At 65.3% G+C, this 26,187-nt stretch carries 26 protein-coding genes and 1 pseudogene; 11 read left to right on the top strand and 16 right to left on the bottom strand.

Going from position 1 to position 26,187, the window contains the following annotated elements; genetic code table 11:
• Positions 1 to 112: 112 nt before the first annotated feature.
• The 4 genes from ACVWZ8_RS21345 to ACVWZ8_RS21330 all read left to right on the top strand — a co-directional run bounded on the left by ACVWZ8_RS21345 (position 113) and on the right by ACVWZ8_RS21330 (position 3,421).
• Positions 113 to 1,561: an amino acid ABC transporter substrate-binding protein/permease gene (locus ACVWZ8_RS21345; protein WP_456505998.1), complete on the top strand. Its 1,449-nt coding sequence runs from the start codon at positions 113 to 115 to the stop codon at positions 1,559 to 1,561.
• A complete protein-coding gene (locus ACVWZ8_RS21340; RefSeq protein ID WP_426977048.1) occupies positions 1,558 to 2,307 on the top strand; it encodes an amino acid ABC transporter ATP-binding protein in 750 nt (249 codons plus the stop codon). The genes ACVWZ8_RS21345 and ACVWZ8_RS21340 overlap by 4 nt, the downstream gene beginning before the upstream one ends.
• Positions 2,308 to 2,433: 126 nt before the next feature.
• Positions 2,434 to 2,850, top strand: a complete 417-nt coding sequence (locus ACVWZ8_RS21335) for a VOC family protein (RefSeq protein WP_456505752.1) — start codon at positions 2,434 to 2,436, stop codon at positions 2,848 to 2,850.
• Between the two features lie 55 nt (positions 2,851 to 2,905).
• Complete coding sequence (locus ACVWZ8_RS21330) at positions 2,906 to 3,421, top strand: GNAT family N-acetyltransferase (RefSeq protein ID WP_456505751.1); 516 nt, start codon at positions 2,906 to 2,908, stop codon at positions 3,419 to 3,421.
• Between the two features lie 80 nt (positions 3,422 to 3,501).
• Here the strand turns inward: ACVWZ8_RS21330 and ACVWZ8_RS21325 are convergent, their stop codons facing one another.
• From ACVWZ8_RS21325 to ACVWZ8_RS21260, 14 genes are all read right to left on the bottom strand, one after another.
• Positions 3,502 to 4,563, bottom strand: coding sequence for a HoxN/HupN/NixA family nickel/cobalt transporter (locus tag ACVWZ8_RS21325; protein ID WP_456505750.1), 1,062 nt, complete (start codon positions 4,561 to 4,563; stop codon positions 3,502 to 3,504).
• Complete coding sequence (locus ACVWZ8_RS21320) at positions 4,563 to 5,402, bottom strand: urease accessory protein UreD (protein WP_426977053.1); 840 nt, start codon at positions 5,400 to 5,402, stop codon at positions 4,563 to 4,565. Before ACVWZ8_RS21320 ends, ACVWZ8_RS21325 begins: the two co-directional genes overlap by 1 nt.
• Before the next feature lie 26 nt (positions 5,403 to 5,428).
• Complete coding sequence (gene ureG, locus ACVWZ8_RS21315; protein ID WP_426977054.1) at positions 5,429 to 6,043, bottom strand: urease accessory protein UreG; 615 nt, start codon at positions 6,041 to 6,043, stop codon at positions 5,429 to 5,431.
• A gap of 43 nt (positions 6,044 to 6,086) precedes the next feature.
• A complete protein-coding gene (locus ACVWZ8_RS21310; protein WP_456505749.1) occupies positions 6,087 to 6,773 on the bottom strand; it encodes an urease accessory protein UreF in 687 nt (228 codons plus the stop codon).
• A gap of 4 nt (positions 6,774 to 6,777) precedes the next feature.
• A complete protein-coding gene (gene ureE, locus ACVWZ8_RS21305) occupies positions 6,778 to 7,263 on the bottom strand; it encodes an urease accessory protein UreE (protein WP_426977056.1) in 486 nt (161 codons plus the stop codon).
• 24 nt (positions 7,264 to 7,287) lie between these two features.
• Positions 7,288 to 9,000, bottom strand: a complete 1,713-nt coding sequence (gene ureC / locus ACVWZ8_RS21300; protein WP_456505748.1) for an urease subunit alpha — start codon at positions 8,998 to 9,000, stop codon at positions 7,288 to 7,290.
• On the bottom strand, positions 8,997 to 9,344 hold the full coding sequence (locus ACVWZ8_RS21295) for an urease subunit beta (protein ID WP_426977060.1): 348 nt from the start codon (positions 9,342 to 9,344) through the stop codon (positions 8,997 to 8,999). The genes ureC and ACVWZ8_RS21295 overlap by 4 nt, the downstream gene beginning before the upstream one ends.
• 16 nt (positions 9,345 to 9,360) lie before the next feature.
• The gene (locus ACVWZ8_RS21290; RefSeq protein ID WP_426977061.1) at positions 9,361 to 9,663 is read right to left on the bottom strand and encodes an urease subunit gamma; all 303 of its coding nucleotides are present in this window, start codon (positions 9,661 to 9,663) and stop codon (positions 9,361 to 9,363) included.
• 232 nt (positions 9,664 to 9,895) lie between these two features.
• Positions 9,896 to 10,627: an amino acid ABC transporter ATP-binding protein gene (locus ACVWZ8_RS21285; protein ID WP_426977063.1), complete on the bottom strand. Its 732-nt coding sequence runs from the start codon at positions 10,625 to 10,627 to the stop codon at positions 9,896 to 9,898.
• On the bottom strand, positions 10,627 to 12,129 hold the full coding sequence (locus tag ACVWZ8_RS21280) for an ABC transporter substrate-binding protein/permease (protein WP_426977064.1): 1,503 nt from the start codon (positions 12,127 to 12,129) through the stop codon (positions 10,627 to 10,629). Before ACVWZ8_RS21280 ends, ACVWZ8_RS21285 begins: the two co-directional genes overlap by 1 nt.
• Positions 12,130 to 12,174: 45 nt before the next feature.
• The gene (gene hutG / locus ACVWZ8_RS21275; protein ID WP_456505747.1) at positions 12,175 to 13,155 is read right to left on the bottom strand and encodes a formimidoylglutamase; all 981 of its coding nucleotides are present in this window, start codon (positions 13,153 to 13,155) and stop codon (positions 12,175 to 12,177) included.
• A complete protein-coding gene (locus tag ACVWZ8_RS21270) occupies positions 13,152 to 13,907 on the bottom strand; it encodes an IclR family transcriptional regulator (protein ID WP_456505746.1) in 756 nt (251 codons plus the stop codon). Before ACVWZ8_RS21270 ends, hutG begins: the two co-directional genes overlap by 4 nt.
• A 181-nt stretch (positions 13,908 to 14,088) precedes the next feature.
• Positions 14,089 to 15,525, bottom strand: a complete 1,437-nt coding sequence (gene gndA, locus ACVWZ8_RS21265) for an NADP-dependent phosphogluconate dehydrogenase (protein WP_456505745.1) — start codon at positions 15,523 to 15,525, stop codon at positions 14,089 to 14,091.
• Between the two features lie 71 nt (positions 15,526 to 15,596).
• Entirely contained in the window at positions 15,597 to 16,946 is a 1,350-nt protein-coding gene (locus tag ACVWZ8_RS21260) for an MFS transporter (protein WP_456505744.1), read from the bottom strand.
• 150 nt (positions 16,947 to 17,096) lie between these two features.
• Here ACVWZ8_RS21260 and ACVWZ8_RS21255 point away from each other — a divergent pair, with 150 nt between their 5' ends.
• From ACVWZ8_RS21255 to ACVWZ8_RS21225, 7 genes are all read left to right on the top strand, one after another.
• Positions 17,097 to 18,155: a LacI family DNA-binding transcriptional regulator gene (locus tag ACVWZ8_RS21255; RefSeq protein WP_456505743.1), complete on the top strand. Its 1,059-nt coding sequence runs from the start codon at positions 17,097 to 17,099 to the stop codon at positions 18,153 to 18,155.
• 121 nt (positions 18,156 to 18,276) lie between these two features.
• Entirely contained in the window at positions 18,277 to 19,698 is a 1,422-nt protein-coding gene (gene uxaC / locus ACVWZ8_RS21250) for a glucuronate isomerase (protein WP_456505742.1), read from the top strand.
• Positions 19,695 to 21,143, top strand: a complete 1,449-nt coding sequence (locus tag ACVWZ8_RS21245; protein ID WP_456505741.1) for a mannitol dehydrogenase family protein — start codon at positions 19,695 to 19,697, stop codon at positions 21,141 to 21,143. Before uxaC ends, ACVWZ8_RS21245 begins: the two co-directional genes overlap by 4 nt.
• Positions 21,144 to 21,287: 144 nt before the next feature.
• Positions 21,288 to 22,517, top strand: a complete 1,230-nt coding sequence (gene manD, locus ACVWZ8_RS21240; RefSeq protein ID WP_456505740.1) for a D-mannonate dehydratase ManD — start codon at positions 21,288 to 21,290, stop codon at positions 22,515 to 22,517.
• Between the two features lie 66 nt (positions 22,518 to 22,583).
• Positions 22,584 to 23,090, top strand: coding sequence for a gluconokinase (locus ACVWZ8_RS21235; protein WP_456505739.1), 507 nt, complete (start codon positions 22,584 to 22,586; stop codon positions 23,088 to 23,090).
• The gene (locus tag ACVWZ8_RS21230) at positions 23,091 to 23,273 is read left to right on the top strand and encodes a hypothetical protein (protein ID WP_456505738.1); all 183 of its coding nucleotides are present in this window, start codon (positions 23,091 to 23,093) and stop codon (positions 23,271 to 23,273) included.
• A 268-nt stretch (positions 23,274 to 23,541) separates the two neighbouring features.
• Positions 23,542 to 24,015 (top strand): MFS transporter, encoded by a 474-nt coding sequence (locus tag ACVWZ8_RS21225; RefSeq protein ID WP_426977076.1) that lies wholly within the window; start codon positions 23,542 to 23,544, stop codon positions 24,013 to 24,015.
• A 7-nt stretch (positions 24,016 to 24,022) separates the two neighbouring features.
• Here the strand turns inward: ACVWZ8_RS21225 and ACVWZ8_RS21220 are convergent, their stop codons facing one another.
• Both ACVWZ8_RS21220 and ACVWZ8_RS21215 read right to left on the bottom strand, forming a co-directional pair.
• The gene (locus ACVWZ8_RS21220; protein WP_456505997.1) at positions 24,023 to 24,301 is read right to left on the bottom strand and encodes an IS1096 element passenger TnpR family protein; all 279 of its coding nucleotides are present in this window, start codon (positions 24,299 to 24,301) and stop codon (positions 24,023 to 24,025) included.
• A 103-nt stretch (positions 24,302 to 24,404) separates the two neighbouring features.
• Positions 24,405 to 26,173, bottom strand: a pseudogene (locus ACVWZ8_RS21215) (DUF222 domain-containing protein).
• Positions 26,174 to 26,187 lie beyond the last annotated feature (14 nt).

The raw sequence follows: 26,187 nt of genomic DNA, 5'->3' as shown, positions 1-26,187 counted from the left end.
ATTAGCTCCGCACTTTAAGAAGGAGTGGTTACTCTTGCCCAGAATTCAGCAGACCGGGGCCGCCAGACCGCGGACCGCCCCGGTCATCGGAGCGTTGCTGGCACTTGCCGCAATGTTTTTCGGTGCCGCCGGCGCCGCCGCCGCACCGGACAGCGCACCGCCAGTCACAGCTCCACAAGTCACAGCAGCGCAGGCCGGCCCGGCGCCGTCGAGCCTTTCCGGAAAGACTTATGTCATCGGCACGGACACCACGTTCGCGCCTTTTGAATTCCGCGACGCCGGCGGTGAACTGACCGGCATCGACATGGACATCATCCGTGAGATTGCCAAGAGCCAGGGCTTCGCCGTCGAGATCAAGTCGCTCGGCTTTAACGCCGCCCTGCAGGCGCTGTCCTCCAACCAGGTGGACGGCGTCATTGCCGGGATGTCCATCACGGAACCGCGCAAACAGATCTACGACTTCTCCGATCCGTACTTCGAGTCGGGCGTACAGATGGCAGTGGCCAAGTCCAACACGGACATCAAGGGCTACGGGGACCTCAGGGGTAAGACCGTCACCGCCAAAACCGGCAGCGAGGGCGAGACGTTCGCCAAGTCGATCTCCGGGCAGTATGGCTTCACGGTCAAGTCCTTGGACCAGTCGGCCACGATGTATGAGCTGGTCAAGTCCGGCAACGCCGTCGCGGTGTTCGACGACTACCCCGTGCTGGCCTACGGGATCAGCCAGAACAACGGGCTGAAGGCCGTCTCCGAGAAGGAGAAGGGCGGCTCCTACGGCTTCGCCGTCAACAAGGGCCAGAATCCCGAGCTGCTGCAGGCGTTCAACACCGGACTGGCTGAGCTGAAGTCCAGCGGCAAATACCAGGGAATCCTCGACAAATACCTGAAGGATCCCACCCAGGTGGCCCAGCCCAGCTTCTGGGACCTGCTGGTCAACAGCTTTCCCGCCCTCCTGAAGGGCCTGGGCAACACCGTGCTGGTGACGGCCATTTCGTTCGCCGCCGCCATGGTGATCGGCCTCTTCATGGGCTTCCTCAAGATCTCCACCAACGTGGTGCTGCGCGGAACCGCCACCACCTATGTCAGCATCTTCCGCGGCACGCCGCTGCTGGTCTGGGCTTTCTTCTTTTACTTCGGCATCCCACAGCTGACCGGCCAGCCGATCGACATCTGGGTGGCAGGCGTGCTGACGCTGAGCCTCAACGCCGGCGCCTACATCACCGAGATAGTCCGCGGCTCGATTCAGTCCGTGGACCCCGGCCAGCTCGAAGCCAGCCGGAGCCTGGGCCTGGGCTACGCCAAGTCCATGGAGAAGGTGGTGGTCCCGCAGGCCTTCAAGATCATGACGCCCTCGCTGATCAACCAGCTGATCATCATGCTCAAGGACAGCTCGCTGCTGCTCGCCATCGGATTCGCCGAACTGCTCTACCAGGGCCAGCAGATCTACGCAGGGAACTTCCGGATCACCGAAACCCTGCTGATCGTCGCCGTCCTGTACTTCGTGGTCATCATGCTGCTGACCAAGCTGGCCAACGTCGCAGATAAGAGGTTCAACAAATGAGTACGGCAATCACGGCACCCAGCAAGATCTCCGTCAAAGGCCTGAAGAAGTCCTTCGGAGCCAACGAGGTCCTCAAGGGCATCAATGCCGAAGTCGCCGAAGGCGAGGTGGTCTGCGTGATCGGTCCCTCCGGTTCCGGCAAGTCGACCTTCCTGCGCTGCCTCAACAAGCTTGAGGACATCACCGCCGGGCACGTGACGGTGGACGGCTTCGACGTCACGGACCCCAAGGTGGACATCAACGAGGTCCGCCGGCACATCGGCATGGTGTTCCAGCACTTCAATCTGTTCCCGCACATGAGCGTGATCGAAAACATCATGCTCGCCCCGGTCGAGTCCAAGAAACAGAGCACGGACGAGGCCCGCGCCAACGCCGTGAAGCTGCTGGCGCGCGTGGGGCTGGCAGAGAAGGCGGACGCCCGCCCGGCGTCGCTCTCCGGCGGACAGAAACAGCGCGTCGCGATCGCCCGGGCGCTGGCCATGAGCCCCGACATCATGCTTTTCGACGAGGCGACGTCGGCTCTGGACCCGGAAATGGTGGGCGAGGTGCTGCAGGTCATCAAGGACCTGGCCGGCGAAGGCATGACCATGGTGCTGGTCACCCACGAGATGGGCTTCGCCCGCGAAGTCGCAGACCGGGTGCTGTTCATGGCGGACGGCGTCATCTGCGAGGAAGGCCGCCCGGAGGAGCTGTTCGGCAGCCCGCAGCAGCAGCGGACCCAGGATTTCCTCTCCAAGGTTCTCTGACCGGGAAACACTGCCCGGAATCACCGCCGGGACTCACTCCGGGGATTGACTCCCTGGAGTGGCTGCCGGGATCGACGGGGAGCGTTGGGTGCTGACAGGCGCCGGGCCCGGTGCTATTTTGGGCCCATGGCCAAGCAAATGTTCCTCAACCTCCCCGTCCAGGACCTCGACAAATCCGTCGCGTTCTTCACCGCGCTCGGTTTCTCCTTCAACCCCGACTTCACCGATGAGAACGCCACGTCCATGATCATCAACGACGACGCGTTCGTGATGCTGCTGGTGGAGGGCTACTTCAAGACCTTCACCTCCAAGCCGATCGCCGACGCCAGGAGCACCACCGAGTCCATCATGTCCTTCTCCCTGGACAGCCGCGAGGCCGTCGACGAGATGGTAAGGAAGGCACTCACCGCCGGCGGCACACCTTCCGAGGAAGCCCAGGACTACGGTTTCATGTATACCCACGGCTTCCAGGACCCGGACGGGCACCTCTGGGAAGTCTTCTGGATGGATCCTGCCGGACCGCCCAAGGACGCCGCCCTCTAGCGCGATCCACGCGCCCGACGACGCAGCGCACCTCCCGCTTGGGTACGCTTCTGTCATGTCTGAAAATGTGTGGCTGCTTCCGCTGAAGAACCTCGACGACGACGCCCGCGCCATCAAACTGGGGGAGATCGCGGAGCTTGAACTCGGAGAGGACCAGCGGAACTTCGTCGGGGATCCGCTGCGGATGGTGCTGATTGCGCTGGAAGAGGAATCACGCTACCCGTTTGCAGTCGACTCCAACGGTGCCGCCGTGGGGGTGCTGACGCTGCAGGCCGGTGCCGCGACCCTCGCGGGGTGGCCGGATGACGATTCCGTCTGGCTGCTCCGCGGCTTCCTGATCGACCGCCGGCATCAGGGAATGGGTCTCGGCACCCTGGCCGCCGAGGCTGCCGTCCGGGAGGCCGCCAAACTGACGGCAGCGCTCGGCGGCGACCAGACCGGCGTCGTGCTTTCCGTCAACGAACTCAACCCGGCCGGGCAGTCCGCCTACCGCAAGGCCGGCTTCGAGGACCGCGGACTGTACGTCGGCGGCAACGCCGGCCCGCAGTGGACCATGTACCGGGCGTTCTGAACCGCCGGGCCGGGGACTGGCGGGCACAGTAACACCACCGCCCGCGCCGGGACCAGGTCCCACGGGTGGTTGCGCGCGCCCTATGCGCGCGAGTTTCGCTGCGGTGTCGTCGCCGTGGCCTCGCCGGCGCGGCGCGCCCATGTATGCGCGGCCCAGATGACCAGCAGCAGGGCCACGAGGGCGAGCCCGGCGTGGCCGAGGTCGAGCTCGGCCAGGAAGGTCGTCACCGGGTCGGTGAGCCCGAGAACCCGGTGCAGAATCCCGGAGATCGTGATCGCCGAGATGAACAGGGCAGAGGCCGCGGAGACGCCCGTGATGACCATGTTGAAGCCGATACGGCGCGCTGGGTCGACAACGGCGCTTCGGTACATCTTCATCATCGCGACGCCGTTCACCGTGTCGCACAGTGTCATCGCCGCCATGAATCCGAGGGGAAGGGTCATCAGCGCGGCCGGGGAGATGCCGGCGAGGGCGGCCGTCGCCGTGAGCAGCAGGAAAGCGATCGTCGAGGCCGTGTCGAAGCCGAGGCCGAAGAGGAACCCCAGCACGAAGATGTCGCGTGGGCGCTTGACTCGGGAGAGAGGTTTGTCCAGGATGCGCGCTATGAGACCGGTCGGCGCGAGCCCCTCGCGAGTGACATGCGCGCCGCCCTTAACCCGGCGATACAACACGACGGTACGGCGGAACGCGGCGGCGTTGTAAACACCGATGGTGAGCAGGAACAGCGCCGATACGGATGCCCCGGTGAGGCTCAGAACAAAATTCGCCGCCGATCCGTCGTTCAGCAGGTTCTTCATTATTCCGGCGCCGCTGACCACGAATACCCCGGCGAGCACGACGACCATGCTGTGGCCCATGCTGAAGGCGAACCCGACACTCACCGGGGCGCGGCCCTGGGCGGCGAAGCGGCGGGTGGAATTATCGATCGCGGCGATATGGTCCCAGTCGTAGCTGTGTTTCACTCCGGCCAGGTACGCGGTGATGAGCAGGCCGAGGGCGAGAGGGCTGGTATTGGTGCTGAGCGAAAAGGCCAGCAGCGCGAGCACGACGCAGTGGAGGGCGGCGACGGCCGAAAAGGTCACCGCCAGACGGCGGACTGCCGGGAGGGTTTCCCGCTCTCGGTAGTTCAAGACGGCCTTCATCAGTACTTCCGAAGGTTGAGGCAGGGCTGGCCGAACCAGCGAACTCGCAGAAAGTCGATCCCGGCGCGGATCACCGCATCCAGCGGCTCGGTGGCGTGGGACAGCGCCCGCACCACCAGGCCGCCGTCGAGAAGTGACATGCCCAGGTTGCAGCCGCCGGCAAGCGGCAGGAGCAGGTCATGCAGTTCGTTGAGTAGGGCGGCATCGACGCGGGCGTCCATCACCAGGAGGGAACCGAGGTGGGTGTAGTCCTCGAGAAAGGCCATGCCGACGGCCGGGGCGCCGCCGGACCCTGGGCGGATCAGCAGGTTGTCGAGCACTACCAGCCGACCGTCAACAGCGATCTCGTTCCGCAAGCGAATCTCGTCGTAGCGGAACAGGGTGCCGTCCGGCGACCAACCCGGGGTGACCACCTCGGCCATAACGAGCGAGGCGCTCGGGTGCATCTCAATCACCGTGGCCTGCCGGTAGGTTGCCCCGCGATACGCGATCAACTGGTCAGGCACGGATTCCAGGCTGGCGTGGGGCCCGAGCCGAATGTGCATCCTTTGTTCGGCTCGAGTGCCGGGAGTGCGGTAGACCTTCGTTGCGGCCTGTGTGGTCAGCAGGAGTCGGGCATCCGCTTCGACGGTGATATCGATTTCGTACTCGTCGCCGCCGACGTACCCGCCACCGGGATTGACCACCACGTAGCAGACCTGGCCGGTGTCATCCAGGTAGTGCGGGCGCAGGATGCGGAGCGCTCCCTGATGGTACTGGCTCGTGGCGACGCAGCGTTCGCCACGCACGCCCACCACAAGTGAGAGAACTCCGGCGAGTTCGACAGCGGCGCCAGGCACAGGGAAAACAGTCGCAGGCGCCCCCGTCACTGGGAGAGGTCAAGCATGAGCACGTCGCGCCTGATCCAGTTGATGACGTGCTCCAAGCCCTCGTCGGTCTTGAGGTTCGTGAAGCAGAAAGGCTTGTCGCCGCGGAATTCGAGGGAGTCGGCCTCCATCACGGAGAGGTCCGCGCCCACATACGGGGCCAGGTCCATCTTATTGATGATGAAGAAGTCGGACTTGATCATTCCCTGGCCGGCCTTGCGCGGGATCTTCTCGCCCTGCGCCACATCAATGATGTAGATCGAGAAGTCCACGAGCTCCGGGCTGAACGTGGCGGAAAGGTTGTCTCCGCCGCTTTCGATGAAGACGATCTCGAGGCCGGGGTGCCGCTGCCGAAGCTCCTCCACCGCGGCCGAATTCATCGAGGTGTCTTCCCGGATCGCCGTGTGCGGGCAGCCGCCGGTTTCGATTCCGATGATGCGGTCGAGGGGCAGGATCCCGTTGGCAGCGAGGATCTTGGCGTCTTCGATGGTGTAGATGTCGTTCGTGATCGCGGCCATCGAAACTTCGCCGCTGAGGTGGCGGGTGAGGCGTTCCACGAGCTGGGTCTTGCCTGCTCCGACGGGACCGCCGACGCCGATCTTGATGAGTTCCATGGTGCTCCTTGCTGGGTGTGGGGGTGCGGCGGACCGCGGACGTCTAAGACATGAACATGCGGACGCGCTGGCGTTCGTGGCGCATCTGGGCGATTTCAAAGCCAGGGGCCGCAACCCCGAAGTCATCGGGTTCGAGCAACTGGATGCGACGGACGGCATCTATAACCTCGTGGTGGGCGCCCAGAAGCACGCGCTGCCCGGCGTTCTGCCCAATCGGGATAGCGCGAATGGCGTTCTGGGTCAGTGACGTTACCGTGGCGAAGAGGTAGCTCGCGAGCAGTTCCCCGAGTGGCACGCCCAGGTGCCGGCCTGCCACGGCGAACGCCACAGCCGGATGCCCAGTGCAGCGCTCCGACACCACATCGGCCGCGTACGCCGCGAGTTGGGCACTCGGCGCCACCGTGCCCGCGATGGCGAGCATCCGCGCGCCCATCTTGGTTCCTGCCTCGCGAACTTCACGGGGCAACGCCGCCGCGGCGAGCATTCGGTCGACCCGGGCGAGCTCGTCGGCCGAAGTCGCCTCGAACGCCAGGCGCAGGGCGAACCCGTCGCTGTGGGTCAGTTGGACACGCACAAACTGGCACAACCAGACGGCGAAGCTCGCTTCGCCATCGACGAGCCCACGTTCCAGGAACGTCTCCATTCCGAAAGAATGGCTGAAGCCCCCGGTCGGGAGCGCGGAGTCAGACAGCTGCAACAGCGGCAGCAGGTACGACGGCGCCTGGCTCACGGGGTCAGTGGGCGTGCTCGGCGTGGCGGAACGGCACGGGCATGACGCGCTCCTGGCGTGAGTACGGCACGGCAGCGTGGATCAGGTAATCCTCGATCGTGTGGTCGTACTGCACCACCATCACCTCGGCCGCGTACTCGCTGTCGGCTCCGAAAAACTGCGCCTGCATGTGCCGGTTGCCGAGGTTGTGCGCCACAACTCCCATTTCACGGATGCTGCGCGCGGCAATAACGAGAACGTCCGTTGCGATGACTGACACCACGATGGCCGACACGTCGTCGCGGAACAGGATGTCGCCGTCGCGGAGATCCCGCACCGGTCCCGCCACGCTGCTGAGCCGGATGCCCAGCTCACGACCGTGGTCGGTCGTCACTCGCTGGATTCTTTTGACGAGCTCCGCACTCGGCAGGACGACCCGTTCCTCGTGAAGGCCGGCGAGCTCGTCGGCGGGGAGATCATGCCGGTTGGCGATGACGTGGTCGATGATCATGCGTACCCCCTTGGGGAATCGTGTCTAAAAGAGGAAGTAGCGCTGCGCCATGGGCAGCACCGTCGAGGGCTCCGCCGTGATCCGTTCGCCGTCGACGGTCACCGAGTAGGTTTCCGGGTCGACCTGGATGTCAGGGGTCGCGCCGTTGTGTTTCATGTCGGCCTTGGTGAGGGTGCGGATACCGCTCACCGGCCGGATCACTCGGCGCAGGCCCAGCTGACCGGGGACGCCTGCAGCGATCGCGGCCTGGGAGAGGAAGGTGATAGATGAGGAGTGCACGGCCGTGCCGAGTGCCCCGAAGTTGCCCCGCAGGAGGCGTGGCTGCGGGGTGGGGATCGATGCGTTCGGATCGCCCATGACGCTCATGACGGCCTGGCCGCCTTTGAGCACGAGCTCGGGTTTGACGCCGAAGAACATCGGGTCCCACAGCACAAGGTCCGCGAATTTCCCTTCCTCGATACTTCCGACCGAGTCCGAGATGCCATGGGCGATCGCCGGGTTGATCGTGTATTTGGCCACATAACGCTTGAGCCGGAAGTTGTCGCCCACCTCGGGGTCGCCCTCGAGCTTGCCTCGCTGGCGCTTCATGGCATCCGCCACCTGCCACGTTCGCAGTACCACCTCGCCCACCCGGCCCATGGCCTGGGAATCGGAGCTGGTGATGGAGAAGATGCCCATGTCGTGCAGCACGTCCTCCGCTGCGATGGTCTCCTTGCGGATACGCGAATCCGCGAAGGCCACATCTTCGGGGATGTCGGGGCTCAGGTGGTGGCAGACCATGAGCATGTCGAGGTGTTCGTCGATGGTGTTGACCGTGTACGGCAACGTCGGGTTGGTCGACGCCGGCAGCACGTTGGGAAGCGCCGCTATCTTGATGATGTCGGGAGCGTGGCCGCCCCCGGCGCCCTCGGTGTGGAAAGTGTGGATGACGCGGCCCGCGATGGCCCGCACGGTGTCTTCGACGAAGCCGCACTCGTTGAGCGTGTCGGAGTGGATGGCCACCTGCACGTCGTACTCGTCGGCAACACGCAACGACATGTCGATCGAAGACGTGGTCGCGCCCCAGTCCTCGTGAACCTTCAGCCCGATGGCGCCGGCCCGGATCTGCTCGGCGAGGGGCTCGATCGCGCTCGCGTGCCCCTTGCCAAGCAGGCCGATGTTGATGGGCAGGTTGTCCGTGGCCTGCAGCATGCGTGAAATGTGCCAGGCGCCCGGCGTCACGGTGGTGGCCTTGCTCGCGTCGCTCGGTCCAGTACCGCCACCGATCAGGGTGGTCACTCCCGAAGCCAGCGCCACCGGCACCTGGTCCGGACTCACGAAGTGCACGTGCGTATCGATGCCGCCAGCGGTGAGGATCTTTCCCTCTCCCGCGATGATGTCGGTTGCGACGCCGATGACGATGTTGACCCCCCGGGAAATCTGGGGGTTTCCCGCCTTGCCGATCTTGAAGATGTGCCCGTCGCGCAGGGCCACATCTGCCTTGTAGATGCCGGTGTAGTCAAGCACGATCACGTTCGTGATCACCGTGTCGGGAATGTCATCGTCGCGAACCAGCTGCCCGTTCTGGCCCATGCCGTCACGGATGACCTTGCCGCCGCCAAACACGACCTCCTCACCGTAGTTGGTGTGGTCGTGCTCAATCTCGAGGAACAGATCAGTGTCAGCAAGGCGCACGGCGTCTCCCGTGGTGGGACCGTAGAGGTCCGAGTATTGCTTGCGACTCAGCTGGAAACTCATTTGGTGTCATCCTGAAGCGAAATGAGACCGCGACTGTGCTCGAGCGGGCCGTTCACACGGTCCCTCAACCCGTAGACCTCCCGCTCGCCCGACAGGGCGAGCAGATTGACCGTCTTGGCGTCGCCCGGCTCGAAGCGCACTGCGGTGCCCGACGGGATGTCCAGCCGGAAGCCGTAGGCCGCCTCCCGGTCGAACTCGAGGGCATCGTTCACCTCGAAGAAATGGTAGTGGGATCCCACCTGGATGGGGCGGTCACCGCGGTTGATCACGGCCAGTGCGCGGGGAATGCGGCCCGCATTGCAGGTGATGGGCTCCGGGCGGAGGATGTATTCGCCGGGTTTCAAGGGGTGTCTCCTTCGCCTAGCGAATGGGGTTGTGCACGGTGACGAGCTTTGTGCCGTCGGGGAACGTCGCTTCGACCTGGACGTCCCGGATCATGTCAGCGACACCCTCCATCACGTCTTCCCTGGTAAGGATGGTCGTACCGTAGCTCATGAGGTCGGCGACCCGGCGTCCATCGCGGGCGCCCTCGACGAGCTCATACGTGAGAATCGCGACGGATTCCGGATGGTTGAGCTTCAGCCCGCGTTTCTGCCGGCGCCGTGCAAGATCGGCGGCAACCACGATCATCAGCTTTTCGTTTTCCCTGGGCGACAAATGCATAGAGAACTCCTTGGTTCGCGATACTTCGCGAGTCCCCACCCGTTATCTACAACCGGCCTAAGGAGTGGCCGGGAGGACCGTGGATTACCGAACACTATCAGAGTCTCACCGGCAATCAACTCAAACTCAACACCCGCTGGGAGAGCCGGAGCCGGGGCTGGGAGCGCCCGCCGTCAGGCCTCGTACCGCAAGCTCAGGATGTGGTCGAACGTGCGGTCAGGAAGGCGCGGTTCTATAGAACCTTTTCGAGAAAGGACTGGATGCGCGGATTTGTGTTCAGGTCCGAGAAGAACTCCTCAGGAGGGAGATCGGAGGCGATCTTCCCGCCGTCGATGAATAGCACGCGGTCGGCCACTTTACGGGCGAAACCCATTTCGTGGGTAACAACGACCATCGTCATGCCGTCGGCGGCGAGCCCAGCCATGACCTCCAGGACGTCGCTGACAACCTCCGGGTCCAGAGCGCTCGTTGGCTCATCGAACAGCATCACCTTGGGGTTCATGGCTACCGCGCGGGCAATGGCGATCCGCTGCTTTTGGCCGCCGGAGAGCCTGTTCGGATAGACGTGGGCGCGATGGCTCATACCCACCTTGTCCAAGAGTTCCATAGCCCGGGTTTCCGCTTCCTTCTTGCTGACCTTGAGGACGTCCATCTGCGGAAGCATGACGTTCTTCAGGGCCGTCATGTTGGGAAACAGGTTGAATTGCTGAAAGACCATGCCCATGCGGGAGCGGAGGCGGTCCAGATCCACCTTCGGCGATAGGAGGTCCTCGCCGTCGAATATTACGTGGCCGGAGCTGGGCGTCTCCAGCAGGTTCAGGCACCGCAGAAACGTGGATTTGCCGCCGCCGCTGGGACCGATGACGGCAACTACTTCCCCGGGCTCGATGCTGAAGTTGATGCCCTTGAGCACATGGTGGTCACCGTAGGACTTGGTGATCTCTTTTGTTTCCAGGAGAGCCATTAGATGTAAACCGCCATCTTCTTCTCGAGTGTGTTTGCGGCCAGGCCGATGATGTTGGTGAGGATGTAGTAGACCGCGCCGATGAATACGTAAACGGTCAGGGCGTCAAAGGTGCGGGCGATGATTGTCTGGCCCACGAGGAACAGTTCGCTGATCGTCACGAAGGAAACCAGCGCCGAGTTTTTGGTGAGGGAAACGAATTCGTTGGCAAGCGGGGGGAGCATGCGCAGGAAGGCCTGCGGGATGACCACATGGCGGAGCGCGGAAGTGGAGCTCATGCCGCAGGAGCGGGCGGCCTCCATCTGGCCAATATCGACGGACTGGATGGCGCCGCGGACGATTTCCGTGACGTAGGAACCGCTGTAGAGGCCAAGTGCCAGAATGCCCGCCACCATCGGCGAGAGCTGCACGCCCAGCTGAGGCAACCCGAAGTAGATGAAGAACAGCTGGACGATGAACGGTGTACCGCGGATAACGGAAACGTATGCCTTGCCGATCCAGCGGAGGGGGCGGATATGGGAGAGCTTGGCGAAGCCGCCCAGCATGCCAAATGCGAGACTCAGGCACAGTGACAGCCCGATGATTTGCAGCGTAGTGGCCAGGCCATTCATGAGCGGACCCCAGGAATTGGTGATCGAACCGATGTTGAACAGGCTGTGTTCCTTGCCCGACGACGTCGCGGCCTGGGTTTCATCGCCGAACCACTGGCTGGAGAGCTTCGTGAATTCGCCCGAACCCTGGATGTCTTTCAGAGCGGTGTTGAAGGCATCGCGGATATCGGAATCGCTCTTCTGGAAAGCGAACCCGTAGTTCTCGTTGGTGAGGCGTTCGCCCACCTGCTTCAAACCGCCCTGCTCATGAATGAAATAGCGTCCACCAGGCTGGCCGGTCACCACGGCATCTGCCTGGCCGAGCTTCACGGAGGAGAACATCTGATCGTTCGTCTGGACCTGCACCAGTTCGGCCTTGGGCTGGTTCTGCTGCAGCCACTCCACGGATTTGGTACCCACCTGGACAGCGACCTTCTTACCGGCCAGGTCCGCAAGGGATGTCACGGAGTCGTTTGATTCGCCAACGAAGAGGCCCAGGCCGCCGGGATAGTAGATCTCCGAGAAATCGACAACCTTGGCGCGGGCCTCGCTGATGTAGATGGCGGAAGCCCCGACGTCGATCTGGTTCGCCTGGAGCGCCGGAACGATGTTGCCGAACGGCATCTGGACGAACTCGACATTCTTTATGCCGGCTTTGGCGGCCAGAGTGCGGACGACGTCAATGTCGAAGCCGATCTTCGTACCGTTGGCGTCAGTGAACTCGAACGGCGGGAAGGAAGCATCGGTGCCGACCTTGAGTGTGGTCTTGCCGGAGCGCAAATCGGCCATCTTGTTGACCGAGGGGGACGGCGGCGTCGTTGCAGCTTGGGCCGGTGCGGAGAGTCCCAACAGGGCGATCAGAACGGCCAGCCCCGTGGCTGCCCATCCGATGCGCGGGATTCGGTTCTTCATGTGTGCTCGTTTCAGGGAGGTGGGGAGGAAGGGAGCGCGCGGCGGCTATGCCGGCACCTGCCCGGATGCTTCGCGGAAGGCGGTTCCGGACTCCAGACGTTCGGAAGCAATCGTGTGGATCAGGCGGGCGGCTGCGCGCGCTGTCCGGGAGTCGACGTCGAACCGTGGGTTAAGTTCCACGACGTCGACGAGCGCCAGCTTGGGGGAGCGGGCGAGCTGCCGGCACACAGCCAGCAGGACGCTGAGCGGTACGCCGTACGACGCCGGGGCGCTGACGCCGGGAGCGACGTGGGCAGGGAGGACGTCGAGGTCGATGGTCAGGTAGACAGCGTCCACGGTGTCCGTGAACGCCCCCGTGAACGCGAGGACCTGGTCAAGACGGGCTTCGGAGCAGTCCTCATCCAGCATGTAGGTCACACCGAGGTCTCGCGCCGTCTGGAACAAGGCCTGGGTGTTGCCGGGCTTGCTGATGCCCACCACGGAGTAGTTGAAATCGTGGCCGTTGGTCCGCTCGGACTCGGCCACCTGCCGGAACGGGGTCCCTGAGGACGCTACGGATTCGGCGCGGAGATCGAAATGGGCGTCCAGGTTGATGATGCCCAGGCGCTTGCCGACGGTCACGGGGCTGGATCGCAGCCCGATGTACCCGCCGAAGGCGGTCTCGTGCCCGCCGCCCAGAACGATCGGCAGGTGGCCTTCGTCCAAGGCGCTTGAGACGGCCTGCCCCAGACGGAGCTGCCCATCCTCCAGCCGCCCGTCCAGAACCTCGGTGTCACCGAGGTCATGGACAACCAGTGCCGCCTCGGCGGCCAGGGGGGCCAGCGCGGAGCGGATGCTGGCGGGGCCGTCGACTGCGCCCACGCGGCCCTTGTTGCGGCGCACGCCTTCATCGCTGCGGAAGCCGAGAAGGGCGACGCCAGGCGTTCCGGGAACAGCCGATTTCACCGCGTGGTGCCAGCGGCGGTGTTCAGCACCGGGGCCTTCGTCGCGGGCTGTCCAAGGGTTCGGGGCGGTTGCGTTGGTCATCGGGGTCCTGTCCCTTCTTGGGCAAGTGCGGCGGCGGCGTCCCGTGTGCTGGCGATGAGTTGCTTTTCGCGGCCGACGGCGCGCCCGGCCGGGGCCATGGAGCTGACCGCCCCCAGCAGATGCCCGTCGTGATCGAAAACCGGAAAGCTCACACCCCACACGCCGGCGTCCACCGCGCCGTAGCTGAGGGCAAAACCGCGCCCCTGGATCAGCTGGAGCTCCCGCCCCAAGGACGCCGTGGCGTCGGCATCAAGCCCCAGGCCGGAAATCACCGCGGCGCGTTCCTCGGCGCCGATGTAGGCCAGCAGAGCCAATGCGCTTGCTCCCCTGTGCAGCGGCTGGGAGCGGCCGGGCGAGTAACTGCAGCGCAGCATCTGCGGGCCTTCGACGGCTTCGAGGCACAGGGCCTCGGAGCCGCTGATCACCAGATAGGCAGCCAATTCCTGCGTCTCGTCAGAGAGCAGCTGGAGCTGCCGGGTGATGCGGCCCTTCAGCATCGCTTCCTGCCGGAAATTGGCGGCGAGCCTGAGGGATTCCGCGCCCGCACTGTACTGGCCGCGACGCTTGGTCTGCGTTACCAGGCCGGACTGCACCAACGTCGTCAGATGACGGTAGACGGCGCTGGCCGGGATGCCCGTCACGGTGGTGATCTGCGCCGCGGTCAGGGTCCGGTGAGAGGCGAAGGTCAACAAGATCTCCACGACACGCGAGGCGTTGTTGTCCCCTATCACGTTGGTCGGCTCTGCATTCATGGATTTCACGTTAGTGGCTGGAATCACAGACAGGCGAAACTTTTTCCCGGTGACTGGGAAAATATTTTCCGTGACGTGGGAACAAGCGTGCCACCGCTTCTGCCTCAGCGCCCTGACAGGGCCACAAGCAGCCTTCGTTTCCGCAAGAAACTATGGGAGGACCTCCCGCAACCGAAAGGGACTAGTGCGTGTCCACGGCCTCGATCTCGGACTTGTCTTCGCCCCAGAGGGTGTGGAAGGTGCCGTCGGCGTCGATGCGGCCGTAGGTGTGGGCGCCGAAGAGGTCGCGCTGGCCCTGGATCAGGGCGGCCGGGAGGCGCTTGCGGCGCAGGCCGTCGTAGTAGGCCAGCGAGGAGGAGAACACCGGCACCGGGATGCCGAGCTGGACAGCCGTGGAAACAACCCGGCGCCAGGCCGGAAGGACCTCGGCGATCGCCTTGGTGAAGGCGGGCGCGAAGAGCAGGTTGGCCGGCTTCTCCGTTGCGGCGTAGGCCTTGGTGATCTCCTTGAGCAGCTCCGCCCGGATGATGCAGCCGCCGCGCCACAGCGAGGCGATCTCGTCCAGCTTCAGGTCCCAGCCGTATTCCTTCGCGGCCGAGGTGAGCATGTCCAGTCCCTGCGCGTAGGAGACCAGCTTGGAGGCGTACAGCGCCTGGCGCACGTCTTCGACGAAGGTCCCGGGGACCTCGACGTCGGCCCCTGCGCCGGCCAGGAGTTCCTGGGCCAGCACACGCTGCTCCGTCTGGGAGGACAGGGCCCGGGCGAAGACCGATTCGGCGATGCCCGACGTCGGCGATCCCAGTTCGAGCGCGGAGATGACCGTCCAGCGGCCGGTGCCCTTCTGGCCCGCGGCGTCCACCACGACGTCGACGAACGGCTTGCCGGTCCTGGCGTCGACGTGGCCGAGGACCTCGGCGGAGATTTCGATCAGGAAGGAGGCGAGCTCGCCCTGGTTCCACTCCTCGAAGATCTTGGCCTGTTCCGCCGGTTCGATCCCCGCGCCGGAGCGCAGCAGGTCGAAGGCTTCGCCGATGACCTGCATGTCCGCGTATTCGATGCCGTTGTGGACCATCTTGACGAAGTGGCCGGCGCCGTCGGTGCCGATCCAGGCGCAGCACGGCTTGCCGTCCACGTGGGCGGCAATTTTTTCCAGCAGCGGGCCGAGGGCGTCGTAGGACTCCCTGGAGCCGCCGGGCATGATCGAGGGGCCGTTCAGGGCGCCCTCCTCGCCGCCGGAGACGCCGATGCCGACGAAGTGCAGGTCCTTCTTGGCCAGCGCGGCCTCGCGGCGGCGGGTGTCCTCGTAGTGCGAGTTGCCGGCGTCGATGATGATGTCGCCCGCCTCCAGGAGCGGCTCGAGCTGCTCGATCACGGAGTCCACCGGCTTGCCGGCCTTGACCATGATCAGCACGCGGCGCGGCTTCTCCAGCGAGTCGACGAGTTCCTGGAGCGTCTCCGTGCGGACGAAGTCTCCGTCCTGGCCGTGCTTTTCCAGGAGCGCGTCGGTTTTCTCCACGGACCGGTTGTGCAGGGCAACGGTGAAGCCGTTCCGGGCCAGGTTGCGGGCGAGGTTGGCCCCCATCACCGCAAGGCCGGTGACACCGATGTGTGCTGACATCAAAACTCCAATTCATTTCTGTGCAACGAGTGCATTGAGTCCCGCACATCCTGCGGAAGGATGCCTCCCGGTCAGGCCGCGTCATCTTCCAGAGTCAGGTCGCGGTCCTTCGTCTCCGGAGTCTTCAGGGCTTGGACGAGGGAGATCCCGACTATGACCATCATGTAGAGCGCGATTGGCCAGTAAGAATTTGTCGCCCAGACCAGAAGTGCGGAACAGATGATGGGAGCAATACCCCCGCCGAAGATGGCTGAGAACTCACGTGCGATGGCGACACCGGCATAACGGTACTTGGAGCCGAAGAGCTCGGCGTACATGGCGGACTGCGCTGAGATTCCGCCTTCCACGGCGAATGTGAACCCTACGGCATAGACCAGTGCGATCAGCCAGACGTTACCGGTGCTGCTGAGCCAGAACGCAGGAAAAGAGAACAGGAACAGGAAGGACAGGATGAAAACGTTAACTGGTTTACGGCCCCAGCGGTCGGTGGCCCGCCCGGCGATCAGCGCGGCCGGGATGGCGAAAAGCCCGCCGATGGCCAGCATCTGAGGGATCAGTGCCTTGTCGATGTTGACGACGGAGATCAGGAACGTGCCAAGGAAAGCCTGGTAAATGTAGGAGTGGGCATGTGTTCCCATGTTGATGAGGAAAACCTGGCGCAGCGGACGGCGGCCCTTCTGCAGAACTTCCTTGATCGGTGAGGCAGCCTGGACCTGCTCACGTTTCAGCTCCGCAAAGACCGGGGACTCTTTCATGTGCCGACGGATAAAGTAGGCGGCGACCGTGACCACGGCGCTGGAGAGGAAGACGAGGCGCCAGCCCCAGGATTCCAGGTCTTCACGAGGCAGGAGCTGGACCAGGATCCAGGCGAGTGAACCGAAGACGGAGCCGACGGCGGCTCCTGCCCACACGAGGGACGTCATGGCGCCACGTTTGCCTCTGGGCGCGAATTCGGCAAGAAGTACCACTGCGCTTGCCATTTCCGCCCCCGCGCCGAAGCCCTGGATGAACCGGAGCACGGTCAGCAGGATCGGCGCCAAAATGCCGGCTGTCTCGTAGGTAGGGAGCAGGCCCATGGCGAATGTGGCGGTCCCCATCAGGGCGAGGGTGGCCACGAGAACAAACTTCCGCCCGATCTTGTCGCCGAAGCGCGAGAAGAACAGGCCGCCCATGGGGCGGGCAATGAATCCGACGGCGTATGCGCCGAAGCTGGCGATGAAGCCTACTGCGGGGGAGACATTCGGGAAGAAGAGGGTGTTGAAGATGATGGCTGTTCCGACACCGTAGACAACCATGTCGTAGTTTTCCAGGACAGTACCGATGAAGCCGGCCCACCCGGCACGGCGCAACTCCTTGCTGGAAGGTTCGGGAGGGGAGCCAATCGCAGACCGCACCGGCTGAGCTGAGGAAATTGAGGACATTGCATTCCTAATCTGGAGAAAGCGGACCACTCCGTCCGCGACCCTGCAAGTCTAGTGACTATGGCCACAAATGGCAACCGATTGCCGCACTAGAGCCAGTACGTCGCCTCTGAGTCATTTGTCGGTAAGGGTCGTCGGTAGGATGGGGCTGTGACCGAACTCGCGAAGCCTGACTCTGCCCCAACACCCCGAGACGCCAAGAATGGCGCCCGCGAGGGCAGAGGCAACGCCACGATTTACGACATTGCCAAGGTTGCAGGGGTTAATCCGTCCACGGTGTCCCGGGCTCTGAGCAAGCCCGGCCGGGTAAGCCCCAAGACGCAGAAACTGATCGAGGACGCGGCCGCCGGACTCAATTACCATGTCAATCCGTTTGCGCGCGCGCTGCCGACCGGCCGCACCAGCACCCTGGGGCTGATCGTCGCGGATATCACCAATCCGACGTTCTTTGACATCATCCGGGGGACAGAGAGTACAGCTGCCGTGCGCGACTACACCTTGGTCCTCGCCGAATCGGCCGAATCCGCGGTAACCGAATTGATGACAGCCCGGCGATTAATGGCAACCGTGGACGGCCTCATCCTCGCCAGCCCGCGGATGGATGATGACAACATCCGGGCGTTGGCCCGGGACAAGCCCGTGGTTGTCATCAACCGCGAGGTCGAGGGAGTGCCGTGCGTAGTCCCTGATGTCAACAAGGGCATCGGTGAGGCGGTCCGCAGCCTGGCCGCCCACGGCCACCAGAAGATTGCCTTCGTCGCCGGGCCGCCGCAGTCCTGGATGTCTGGCCGCCGCTGGGAGGGCGTCCAGGCCGCCTGTGACTGGTCCCGGCTCGAGGCCGTGCGGCTGGAATCCACAAAACCAACGATCGAGGGGGGCAGGCAGGCCGCGCGCGCTGTCCGCGCCAGCGGCGCCACGGCGGTCCTGACCTACAACGACCTCCTGGCGATCGGACTCATGCAGGAGCTCCAGGCGGCAGGCATCGAGGTGCCCGGGCAGATCAGCATTGTCGGCTTTGACGACATCTTCGGGGCCGACTTCACGACGCCGCCCCTCACCACGGTGCGGGCACCGTTGCGCCAGAGCGGTTCAGATGCCGCAAAACTCCTCTTGCAGATACTGCACGGCGGGACGGAGGATTCCTTTGTGGTGCAAGCAGAAAGCGAACTGGTCATCCGCGGCTCCAGCGGACCGCTCTTCACCCGCTGACGCTGCTCCAGCACCTCCGTCCGCAGCCGTGCGGACCAAAACCCGCAAAGGGTAAAGCACTCAGAGCCGCCCTGGTTGGCAACCGATTGACAAAAATTGCCAAAGGAAGGACTATTGCTTTATGTCAGAGTCGATTGCCGCTAATCCCGACCGGCTCCTCCCCGCGGATCCCGGAACGCGCAGTATTGCCCGCGCGCTTCTGGAGCGGGTGCAGGACCTTCCCATCATTTCTCCGCACGGCCACGTTGACGCCGCCGTCATCGAACACAACACGCCGTTCCCGGACCCGGCCGCGCTGCTGGTCAGCCCGGACCACTACGTCACTCGCCTGATCCATGCCAGCGGAGTGCCACTGGACCGGCTGCGCGCACCCAAGCCGGGGCATACCGCGGCTCCAGTACTGGAGCCCCGCGGTGTCTGGCGCGAGTTCTGCAACTCGTGGCCGCTCTTCGAAGGAACGGCGTCCGGCTACTGGCTCCGCCACCAGTTCGAGAGCGTGTTCGGCCTCCACCAGGAGCTCAGTGCCGAGACCGCTGATGCAACGTATGACGCCATCAGCGCCAGGCTGCAGGAGCCCGGCTTCCGCCCCCGCCAGCTGTTCAAGGACTTCAACATCGAGGTCCTGGCCACCACCGACGACCCGCTCGATGACCTCGCCAGCCACAGGGCCATCGACGAGGATCCCACCTTCCATGGCCGGGTCCTGCCCACGTTCCGCCCGGACCAGTACCTGAACATCGCGCACCCGCAGTGGCAGGCGAACGTCGAGCGACTCATGGCGGCAGCGGCCGACGGCGGAACCGGCTATGCCGGGTACATCAGCGCGCTGAAGAACCGGCGTCGTTATTTCGTGGACCACGGGGCCGTATCGGCGGACCACGGCGTCCGCACGCCCGCAACGCTGAAGCTTGACGACGCCGAGGCGGCCAGGCTGTTCGAGCGGGCCCGCGCCGGCCAGGCCACGGCGCAGGACCGCGAAAACTTTGAAGCCCACATGATGTACCAGATGGCGCGGATGTCGGTCGAGGACGGGCTGGTGATGACCATCCACCCGGGTTCGTACCGCGACCACCACGGGCCTACGTTCAACGCCTACGGCGCGGACACCGGCCACGACATTCCCTTCGCGGTGAACTACACCGAGGCCATCCGCCCCCTCCTGCAGGACTTTGGTACCGCCAAGGACTTCCACCTCGTGCTCTTCACGTTGGATGAGACTGTATTTTCCCGCGAGCTGGCGCCCTTGGCCGGCTTCTACCCGTCTGTGTACCTCGGTGCCCCGTGGTGGTTCCTGGACGCACCGGATGCCATGCTCCGCTTCCGTGCCGCCGTGACTGAAACGGCCGGCTTCTCAAGGTCGTCGGGCTTCATCGACGACACGCGTGCGTTCTGCTCGATCCCGGCCCGGCATGACGCCTCGCGCCGGATCGAGGCCGCCTTCCTGGCGCGCCTTGTCGCCGAGCACCGGGTCAGCGAGGACCGCGCGCACGAGATCATCGTCGACGTCGTCGATTCCGCTCCGAGAAGGGTCTTCAAGCTGTGACCATCGAGCTGCAAATCGGCGAGCAGGCGCCTGTGCCGGCAGCGCTGCCCCGGTTGAACAGGTCCCTCCGGCCCAGCGCCAAGGCGCCGGTCCGGATTGTCCACCTTGGACTGGGCGCCTTCCACCGGTCCCACCAGGCCTGGTACACCCATCAGGCAGGCGACGCCGCCGAGTGGGGCGTCGCCTCCTTCACGGGCCGCAGGCCGGACGCCGCGCTGGCGCTTGCCGGGCAGGACGGTCTGTACACCGTGGTGGAGCGTGCCGACGGCGGTGATTCGTTCGAGATTGTTAGCAGCATTGTTGAGGCCGTGGACGGCGCCAACGTGGGCCGCCTCGCCGAGCTGGTCGCCGCCCCTGCCACGGCGGTCATCACCCTGACCATCACCGAGGCCGCCTACCGCCTTGACTCGGACGGCCAGCTCGACCGCACGGCTCCCGACGTCGTCGCAGACCTTGCGCTTTTGGCCGGTACTGCGGCTGGCGGCGGCACACCGACGACGCCGCTGGGCCGGCTGGTCTTCGCCCTCGCTGCCCGCAGGACCGCCGACGGCGGCCCACTAGCCGTCGTCTGCTGCGACAACCTCTCCAACAACGGAAGCGTTGCCCGCAGCGCGGTGCTTGGCCTGGCCGCGGCATGGGACGCTGGACTGGCTGCCTGGGTTGACGCCAACGTCAGCTTTGTCAGCACCTCCGTGGACCGCATCACGCCGCGGACCACCGACGCCGACCTCGAGGCCGTGGAGGCCGCATGCGGCTACCGCGACAACTCACCGGTAGTGGCCGAGCCCTTCCGCAGTTGGGTACTGAGCGGGGCCTTCCCGGCCGGCCGGCCGCGCTGGGAAGACGCAGGCGCGGTTTTCGTGGACGAGATCGAACCGTTCGAGAACCGCAAGCTCTGGCTGCTTAACGGTGCCCACTCGCTGCTTGCATACGCAGGGCAGCTGCGCGGCCATGCCACTGTGGCCGAGGCATTGGCGGATCCCGCGTGCCTGCACGCCGTCGAGGCTTTCTGGGACGAAGCCGAGGCCAATCTGGCAAGTGCCGGGCTCAAAGGTGCCGAGCTGCGGATTCCGGAGTACCGTGCCGAACTCCTGGACCGCTTTAGGAACGCGCGCATCGCCCACCACCTCGCCCAGATCGCCATGGACGGCAGCACAAAACTGAGGATGCGCGCTGTACCGGTGCTCTTGGCCGAACGCTCCCACGGCAGGTCCGGCGCCGCCGCCGCGCTCATGATTGCCGCATGGATGGACTTCAGTGTCCACGCCGGAACCTTGCAGGATCCGCTCGCAGACGAAGTGGATGCCGCCAACGCGTTGACCGGCACCGGGCGCATCCGCACCCTGTTGGCTCTCCTCAACCCGCAATTGGCAGAGGACCATGCCATCACCGAACTCATTGAAGGCCTGAGCGGCACGTTCACGGAACCAGCAATCGGCCCCTAGTTTTCCCTCATCAGCACGGCCGTATTCAGAGGGTCGGAGCCTGGAGCAACGGTCGTCCCCGTTGCTCCAGCCATGTAGCCACCGCCGGCGCGCCGACCGGTAATTACAAAACACCGAGACTTACTCGGATTGGAAGGATCTGCCATGAAAATCATTGCCGCGGAAGTCTTCGTGACGAGCCCGTCCCGTAACTTCGTCACCCTGCGCATCACCACCGAGGACGGTGTCACCGGGATCGGGGATGCGACCCTGAACGGCCGGGAGCTGGCCGTGGCCGCGTATCTGAAGGAGCATGTCGCGCAGCTGCTGATCGGGAAGGACCCGCACCGGATCGAGGACACCTGGCAGTTCCTCTACCGCTCCTCCTACTGGCGCCGGGGTCCGGTCACGATGGCCGCGATTGCCGCGGTGGACATGGCGTTGTGGGACATCAAGGGCAAGGTCGCGGGGATGCCGGTGTACCAGCTGCTGGGCGGGGCGTCCCGGAACGGGCTGCGCGCCTACGGGCACGCCTCGGGGGCGGATCTGCCCTCGCTGTTCGATTCCGTGCGGGAGCACCTGGAGCTGGGCTACAAGTCGGTCCGGATCCAGACCGCGGTGCCCGGGATCAAGGCCGTCTACGGGGTCGCGGCGCAGGCGCAGGCCTCGGGGGAGCGCTACGACTACGAGCCGGCCGGCCGGGGCGCGTTCCCGGCGGAGGAGGACTGGGACACCCGGGCCTACCTGCGGCACCTGCCCACCGTGTTTGAGGCGGTCCGGAACGAGTTCGGCCCGGAGCTGCCTTTGCTGCACGACGGGCACCACCGGATGACCCCGATCCAGGCCGCGAAGCTGGGCAAGGCCCTGGAGCCCTATGACCTGTTCTGGCTGGAGGACTGCACGCCGGCGGAGAACCAGGAGGCGCTGCGCCTGGTCCGCCAGCACACCACCACGCCGCTGGCGATCGGGGAGATCTTCAACACCGTGTTCGACTACCAGACCCTGATCAAGGAACAGCTGATCGACTACGTCCGGGCCGCGTCGACGCACTTCGGCGGGATCTCGCCGCTGAAGAAGGTGATGGACTTCGCCGCGCAGTACCAGATCAAGTCCGGCTTCCACGGGCCCACGGACATCTCCCCGGTCGGCTTCGCCGCGCAGCTGCACGTCGGCCTGGCGATCCACAACTACGGGATCCAGGAATACATGCAGCACTCGGACGCCACCAACGAGGTCTTCGAGCAGTCCATGACCTTCGTCGACGGCTACCTGCACCCGGGGGAGGCGCCCGGCATCGGCGTCGAGTTCAACGAGCAAGCCGCCGCGGCCTACCCCTACCAGCAGGCCTACCTGCCCTACAACCGCCTCGTCGACGGAACGGTCCACGACTGGTGACGAACAATCAATCCCCCACTCCGAAAGCCGGCGTCACACCTGGCGCCGCGCCCGCCCGCCGCGTTGTTGTCATGGGTCTCCGGCTGCGGCAAGACCACCATCGGTGACCTCGTGGCGCGCGAACTCGGCGTCCCGTTCCTCGACGGCGATTCGCTCCACCCGGTGGAAAACGTCGCCAAGATGGCTGCCGGCAGCCCGCTGACGGATGAGGACCGCTGGCCCTGGCTCGCCACCGTCGGCAACGCACTGGCCGGCGCCGGTGCGGGCGGCCTGGTCCTGGCCTGCTCCGCGCTTCGCCGCAGCTACCGGGACGCCATCCGGGAGCAGGCGCCGGACACCGTGTTCCTGCACCTCGACGGCAGCAAGGACGTCCTCGGCGCCCGGCTGGAGGGCCGCAGCGGACACTTCATGCCGGCCACGCTGCTTGACTCCCAGCTGGCAACCCTGGAACCGCTGGGGGCGGATGAGGCCGGGGTTGTCATGGACATCGCGTCCCCGGTCGAGCGGGTGGTCCGTGATGCTGTGGCCGGCATCAACGGCGAAGAGCAAGACCTACGGGCACGTCTACCGTGATTGATCGGCCACATCGGCCACATCGGCGCGCCGGAGCTTTCCCGGCATATCCGTCCCGGCATCGCTGAACAGAACCTCCTGCCGGCTACCCTTGCGCCAGAACTGCTCCAGGACCTGCTGCTCCAGGAACTGCTCCGCGGCGAGCTGGCCATCCACGGCATGATCCCACCGACGCCTCCCTGATGATTGGCGCCAGTTGCAGTGCTGGGCGCCAGTTGCAGTGCTGGGCGCCATTGGAAGCGAAGCCCACCGTACAATCGCCGCCCGGATCGCGGACAAGACAGTCACGCTGGTCAAGGACACCGCGAACAACCTGCCTACTAAGCCGGAGCCGCACAGACACAGGTGCAGCGGTGAACTTCTACATCCAGATTGTGCTTGGCTTCGCACCGTTCCTCGCCGGGCTTGCGTCCCTGCCCATGACCGTGGTGCTGATCATCACGGCGGGATCGTGGCGAAGAACCTGCCGAAACTGGGTGCGAAGATCCCGACGGCCGTGGGGCCGGTCTTCATGGCGGCTGCGATGCTGTGGCTCACGCAGGTCAGCGCCGAGGGCAGCTACCTCGTCAACATGCTGCCGGCGTTGCTTCTCATGGGCGTCGGGCTGGGCATGGTCTTCGTGCCGATGCAGAACCTCGCACTGTTCGGCGTGGACAAGGATGATTCCGGTGTCGCCGGCGCTTTGGTCAACGCCTCGCAGCAGATCGGTGGTTCCCTGGGCATCGCCCTGTTCAGCACCATCGCTGCCGCAGCCACAGCCGGTGGTGTGTCGCTGGCGTCCCTCTCCGCGGGCTACTCCATGGTCTTCCTCTGGGCAGTGGGAGTTGCGATCCTGATCGCACCGATTGCTCTGCTTCTCATCAACATCGACCGCAAGAAGTTCACCGGAACCGACGGTGACGCCCCCATCGTCCATCTGGGATGAACCCGTCCTAACGGAGATAAAGGATCACCTGGCCTGCCGAATGACGACGGCGGCACTCAGCGAGTGCCGCCGTCAGCAAGTCCGGGTGGACCCAGCGCCGTGGTTCACGCAGCTTCCCATTGACCGGCCGCAGTCGCTTGTAGGCGTCGGTGTCGTTGAAGGAATGCAGATGCGAATCCCGCCACCCGACGGCCGCTTGGATGATGTCGTGGATCCTGTCCAGCGTCAGGGAAGAGTCGACCTCGAGGAGCCGCCAGATGACAGGTTCGCTGCCCACTATCGACACCTTCACCCGCAGTAACGCTGAACCAGGATCTCCATCTACATCGCGTATCGTCACAGCACCATCCTGCCAATTCCGGGTCTCTAAGAGGCGGCCGCTACTCTGGCTAGGCGCTGTCCGAGGCCGTGAGGAACGGGAGGCATTCCGGGACGGGGTCGTCGAGGGGCGCTGGCCAGCCCGGATCGTCTGGGTCTGCGGCGGGGAATGGGTGCCAGGCTGTGAATGAGTCCCAGGCCGTGAATTGGTGCCAGTCCGGGAAGGGGTCCGGGGGCAGTTCCGGTTCGGGATCCCGGCCGGGGTCCGGGCCGGGTTCCTGGCCGGGGTGCCCGGCAGGTGCCGGGTCCGGATGATGTCCCGGATCCGCGGGCAGGCCTTGGTCCGGGCCGGTGTCCGTGCCTGGGTCCGTGCCTGTGTCCGTGGTCGGGATGTGGTGTGGCCAGCGGGGTGGTTCCCAGTCCTGGTGTTCGCTGGGGTAGTGCCGGCCTGAGGGTGAGGTCCACCCTGGTGGGTTGTCTTTGCTGGCTCCGGTTGGTGTCCAGGCGGAGCTGTGTTTGAGGCGGTGGTGTCTCGGGCAGGGCTGGCCGAGGTTGGAGATGCCGGTGTTGCCTCCGTCGGCCCAGGCCAGGAGGTGGTCTGCTTCGTTGTCCAGGGAGTGGTTGCTGCAGCCGGGGAAGGGGCACCTGGCGTCGCGGAGCCGGAGCCATTGACGCTGGGCCTTCGTGACGCGGTAGCTGGTCCGTCCGATTTCCAGGGGTGCGCCGTCGCGGGGGTCGGTCAGGACGCGGTGGAAGGAGTCGGCGCCGTCGGCGATCAGGCGGCGGGCCATCGACGGCGGGATCGGCCCGTACCCGTCCAGGGTGGCTGGTTCGTCGGTGGCGCCCAGGAGGGACAGGACCGGGACGGTGATCAGGACCTGCGCCCGCGGGGACGGGACACCCCCGGCCACGCCCCCGGCCACACCCGCGCCCGTGCCGGTTCCGCCGCCGGCCGTTCCGCCGCTGGTGGTGCCGGTGCCGGTGGTGTGGCTGGTGAGGAGCCAGGTGGCGGTGGTGTCGGCGCGGAGCTGGGCCAGGGGCCGGGCCTCGGCCGGGCCCTGGAGGGCGCGGGCGGCGGCGGTGGTCCGTTCCCAGATCCCTGCGGCGGTGTCTGCCGGGAGGTAGGCGGAGAGCCAGGCCATGCCGTCCCGGTCCGGGTGTAGTCGACCCGGCGGTCCTCGGCGCTTTTGGTGTGGCGTTTTTCGATGCTGACCAGGTGGTGGCGTTCCCGCCAGGCGCGTGCTTTGGCGCGGAACCGGGACGGGACGAGGTCCCCGGCCTGGCACCCGCGGGCGGGGTTGGAGGCGCCGGGGTCCAGGAAGTGCGCTTCCAGCGCGGCCGCTCCGGCGGGATCCAGGCTGGTGGTTTCGTCGACGATGATCCGGGCGTGGCCCCAGGAGATCGTCCCGGCCTGAAGGGCCGTCAGGGTCAGCGGCAGCGCCGTCGTCAGGGCCTGGCATTCGGACAGGAGGGCTCCGGCGGTCCGTTCGCTGACGGTCAGGACACAGGCGACCTCCGCGACCAGGGCCATCTCCTGGGCGGTGCGTTCCTGCGGGGACGCCGCCGGTGAGGCCATGGCCCTGGCCGCCTGCACGTATTCGGCGGCCAGCCTCACCTTCAGCGCGGCGGTCCGGGCTTCCAGCCGGGCCACCTCGGCGAGACCGTCCAGGCAGGCATCCGCCAGATTCCGCAGCGGATCGGTGTCTCGCAGCGGATCGGCGGCGGGCGGATCAGGGCGGTCCGCGCCGGTGCCGGTGAAGGCAGCAAGCACAGCAGCGGACGCGGCGACGGCCGCCAGGGCCTCCCTGCTTTCCGCACTCCAGGCTGTTCTGCTTTCCATACCCAAAGCATCTC

The organism is Arthrobacter sp. UYCu723 (genome assembly GCF_054059215.1).
The sequence above is the reverse complement of the archived record's forward strand: the minus strand, read 5'-3'. Positions and strand labels throughout refer to the sequence as shown.

Excerpts from the sequence above, each read along its gene's own strand:
- ACVWZ8_RS21345 (WP_456505998.1), top strand. The coding sequence starts at position 113 with ATGTTTTTCGGTGCCGCCGGCGCCGCCGCCGCACCGGACAGCGCACCG.
- ACVWZ8_RS21340 (WP_426977048.1), top strand. The coding sequence starts at position 1,558 with ATGAGTACGGCAATCACGGCACCCAGCAAGATCTCCGTCAAAGGCCTG.
- ACVWZ8_RS21335 (WP_456505752.1), top strand. The coding sequence starts at position 2,434 with ATGGCCAAGCAAATGTTCCTCAACCTCCCCGTCCAGGACCTCGACAAA.
- ACVWZ8_RS21330 (WP_456505751.1), top strand. The coding sequence starts at position 2,906 with ATGTCTGAAAATGTGTGGCTGCTTCCGCTGAAGAACCTCGACGACGAC.
- ACVWZ8_RS21325 (WP_456505750.1), bottom strand. The coding sequence starts at position 4,563 with ATGAAGGCCGTCTTGAACTACCGAGAGCGGGAAACCCTCCCGGCAGTC.
- ureG (WP_426977054.1), bottom strand. The coding sequence starts at position 6,043 with ATGGAACTCATCAAGATCGGCGTCGGCGGTCCCGTCGGAGCAGGCAAG.
- ureE (WP_426977056.1), bottom strand. The coding sequence starts at position 7,263 with ATGATCATCGACCACGTCATCGCCAACCGGCATGATCTCCCCGCCGAC.
- ureC (WP_456505748.1), bottom strand. The coding sequence starts at position 9,000 with ATGAGTTTCCAGCTGAGTCGCAAGCAATACTCGGACCTCTACGGTCCC.
- ACVWZ8_RS21290 (WP_426977061.1), bottom strand. The coding sequence starts at position 9,663 with ATGCATTTGTCGCCCAGGGAAAACGAAAAGCTGATGATCGTGGTTGCC.
- ACVWZ8_RS21285 (WP_426977063.1), bottom strand. The coding sequence starts at position 10,627 with ATGGCTCTCCTGGAAACAAAAGAGATCACCAAGTCCTACGGTGACCAC.
- ACVWZ8_RS21280 (WP_426977064.1), bottom strand. The coding sequence starts at position 12,129 with ATGAAGAACCGAATCCCGCGCATCGGATGGGCAGCCACGGGGCTGGCC.
- hutG (WP_456505747.1), bottom strand. The coding sequence starts at position 13,155 with ATGACCAACGCAACCGCCCCGAACCCTTGGACAGCCCGCGACGAAGGC.
- ACVWZ8_RS21270 (WP_456505746.1), bottom strand. The coding sequence starts at position 13,907 with ATGAATGCAGAGCCGACCAACGTGATAGGGGACAACAACGCCTCGCGT.
- gndA (WP_456505745.1), bottom strand. The coding sequence starts at position 15,525 with ATGTCAGCACACATCGGTGTCACCGGCCTTGCGGTGATGGGGGCCAAC.
- ACVWZ8_RS21260 (WP_456505744.1), bottom strand. The coding sequence starts at position 16,946 with ATGTCCTCAATTTCCTCAGCTCAGCCGGTGCGGTCTGCGATTGGCTCC.
- uxaC (WP_456505742.1), top strand. The coding sequence starts at position 18,277 with ATGTCAGAGTCGATTGCCGCTAATCCCGACCGGCTCCTCCCCGCGGAT.
- manD (WP_456505740.1), top strand. The coding sequence starts at position 21,288 with ATGAAAATCATTGCCGCGGAAGTCTTCGTGACGAGCCCGTCCCGTAAC.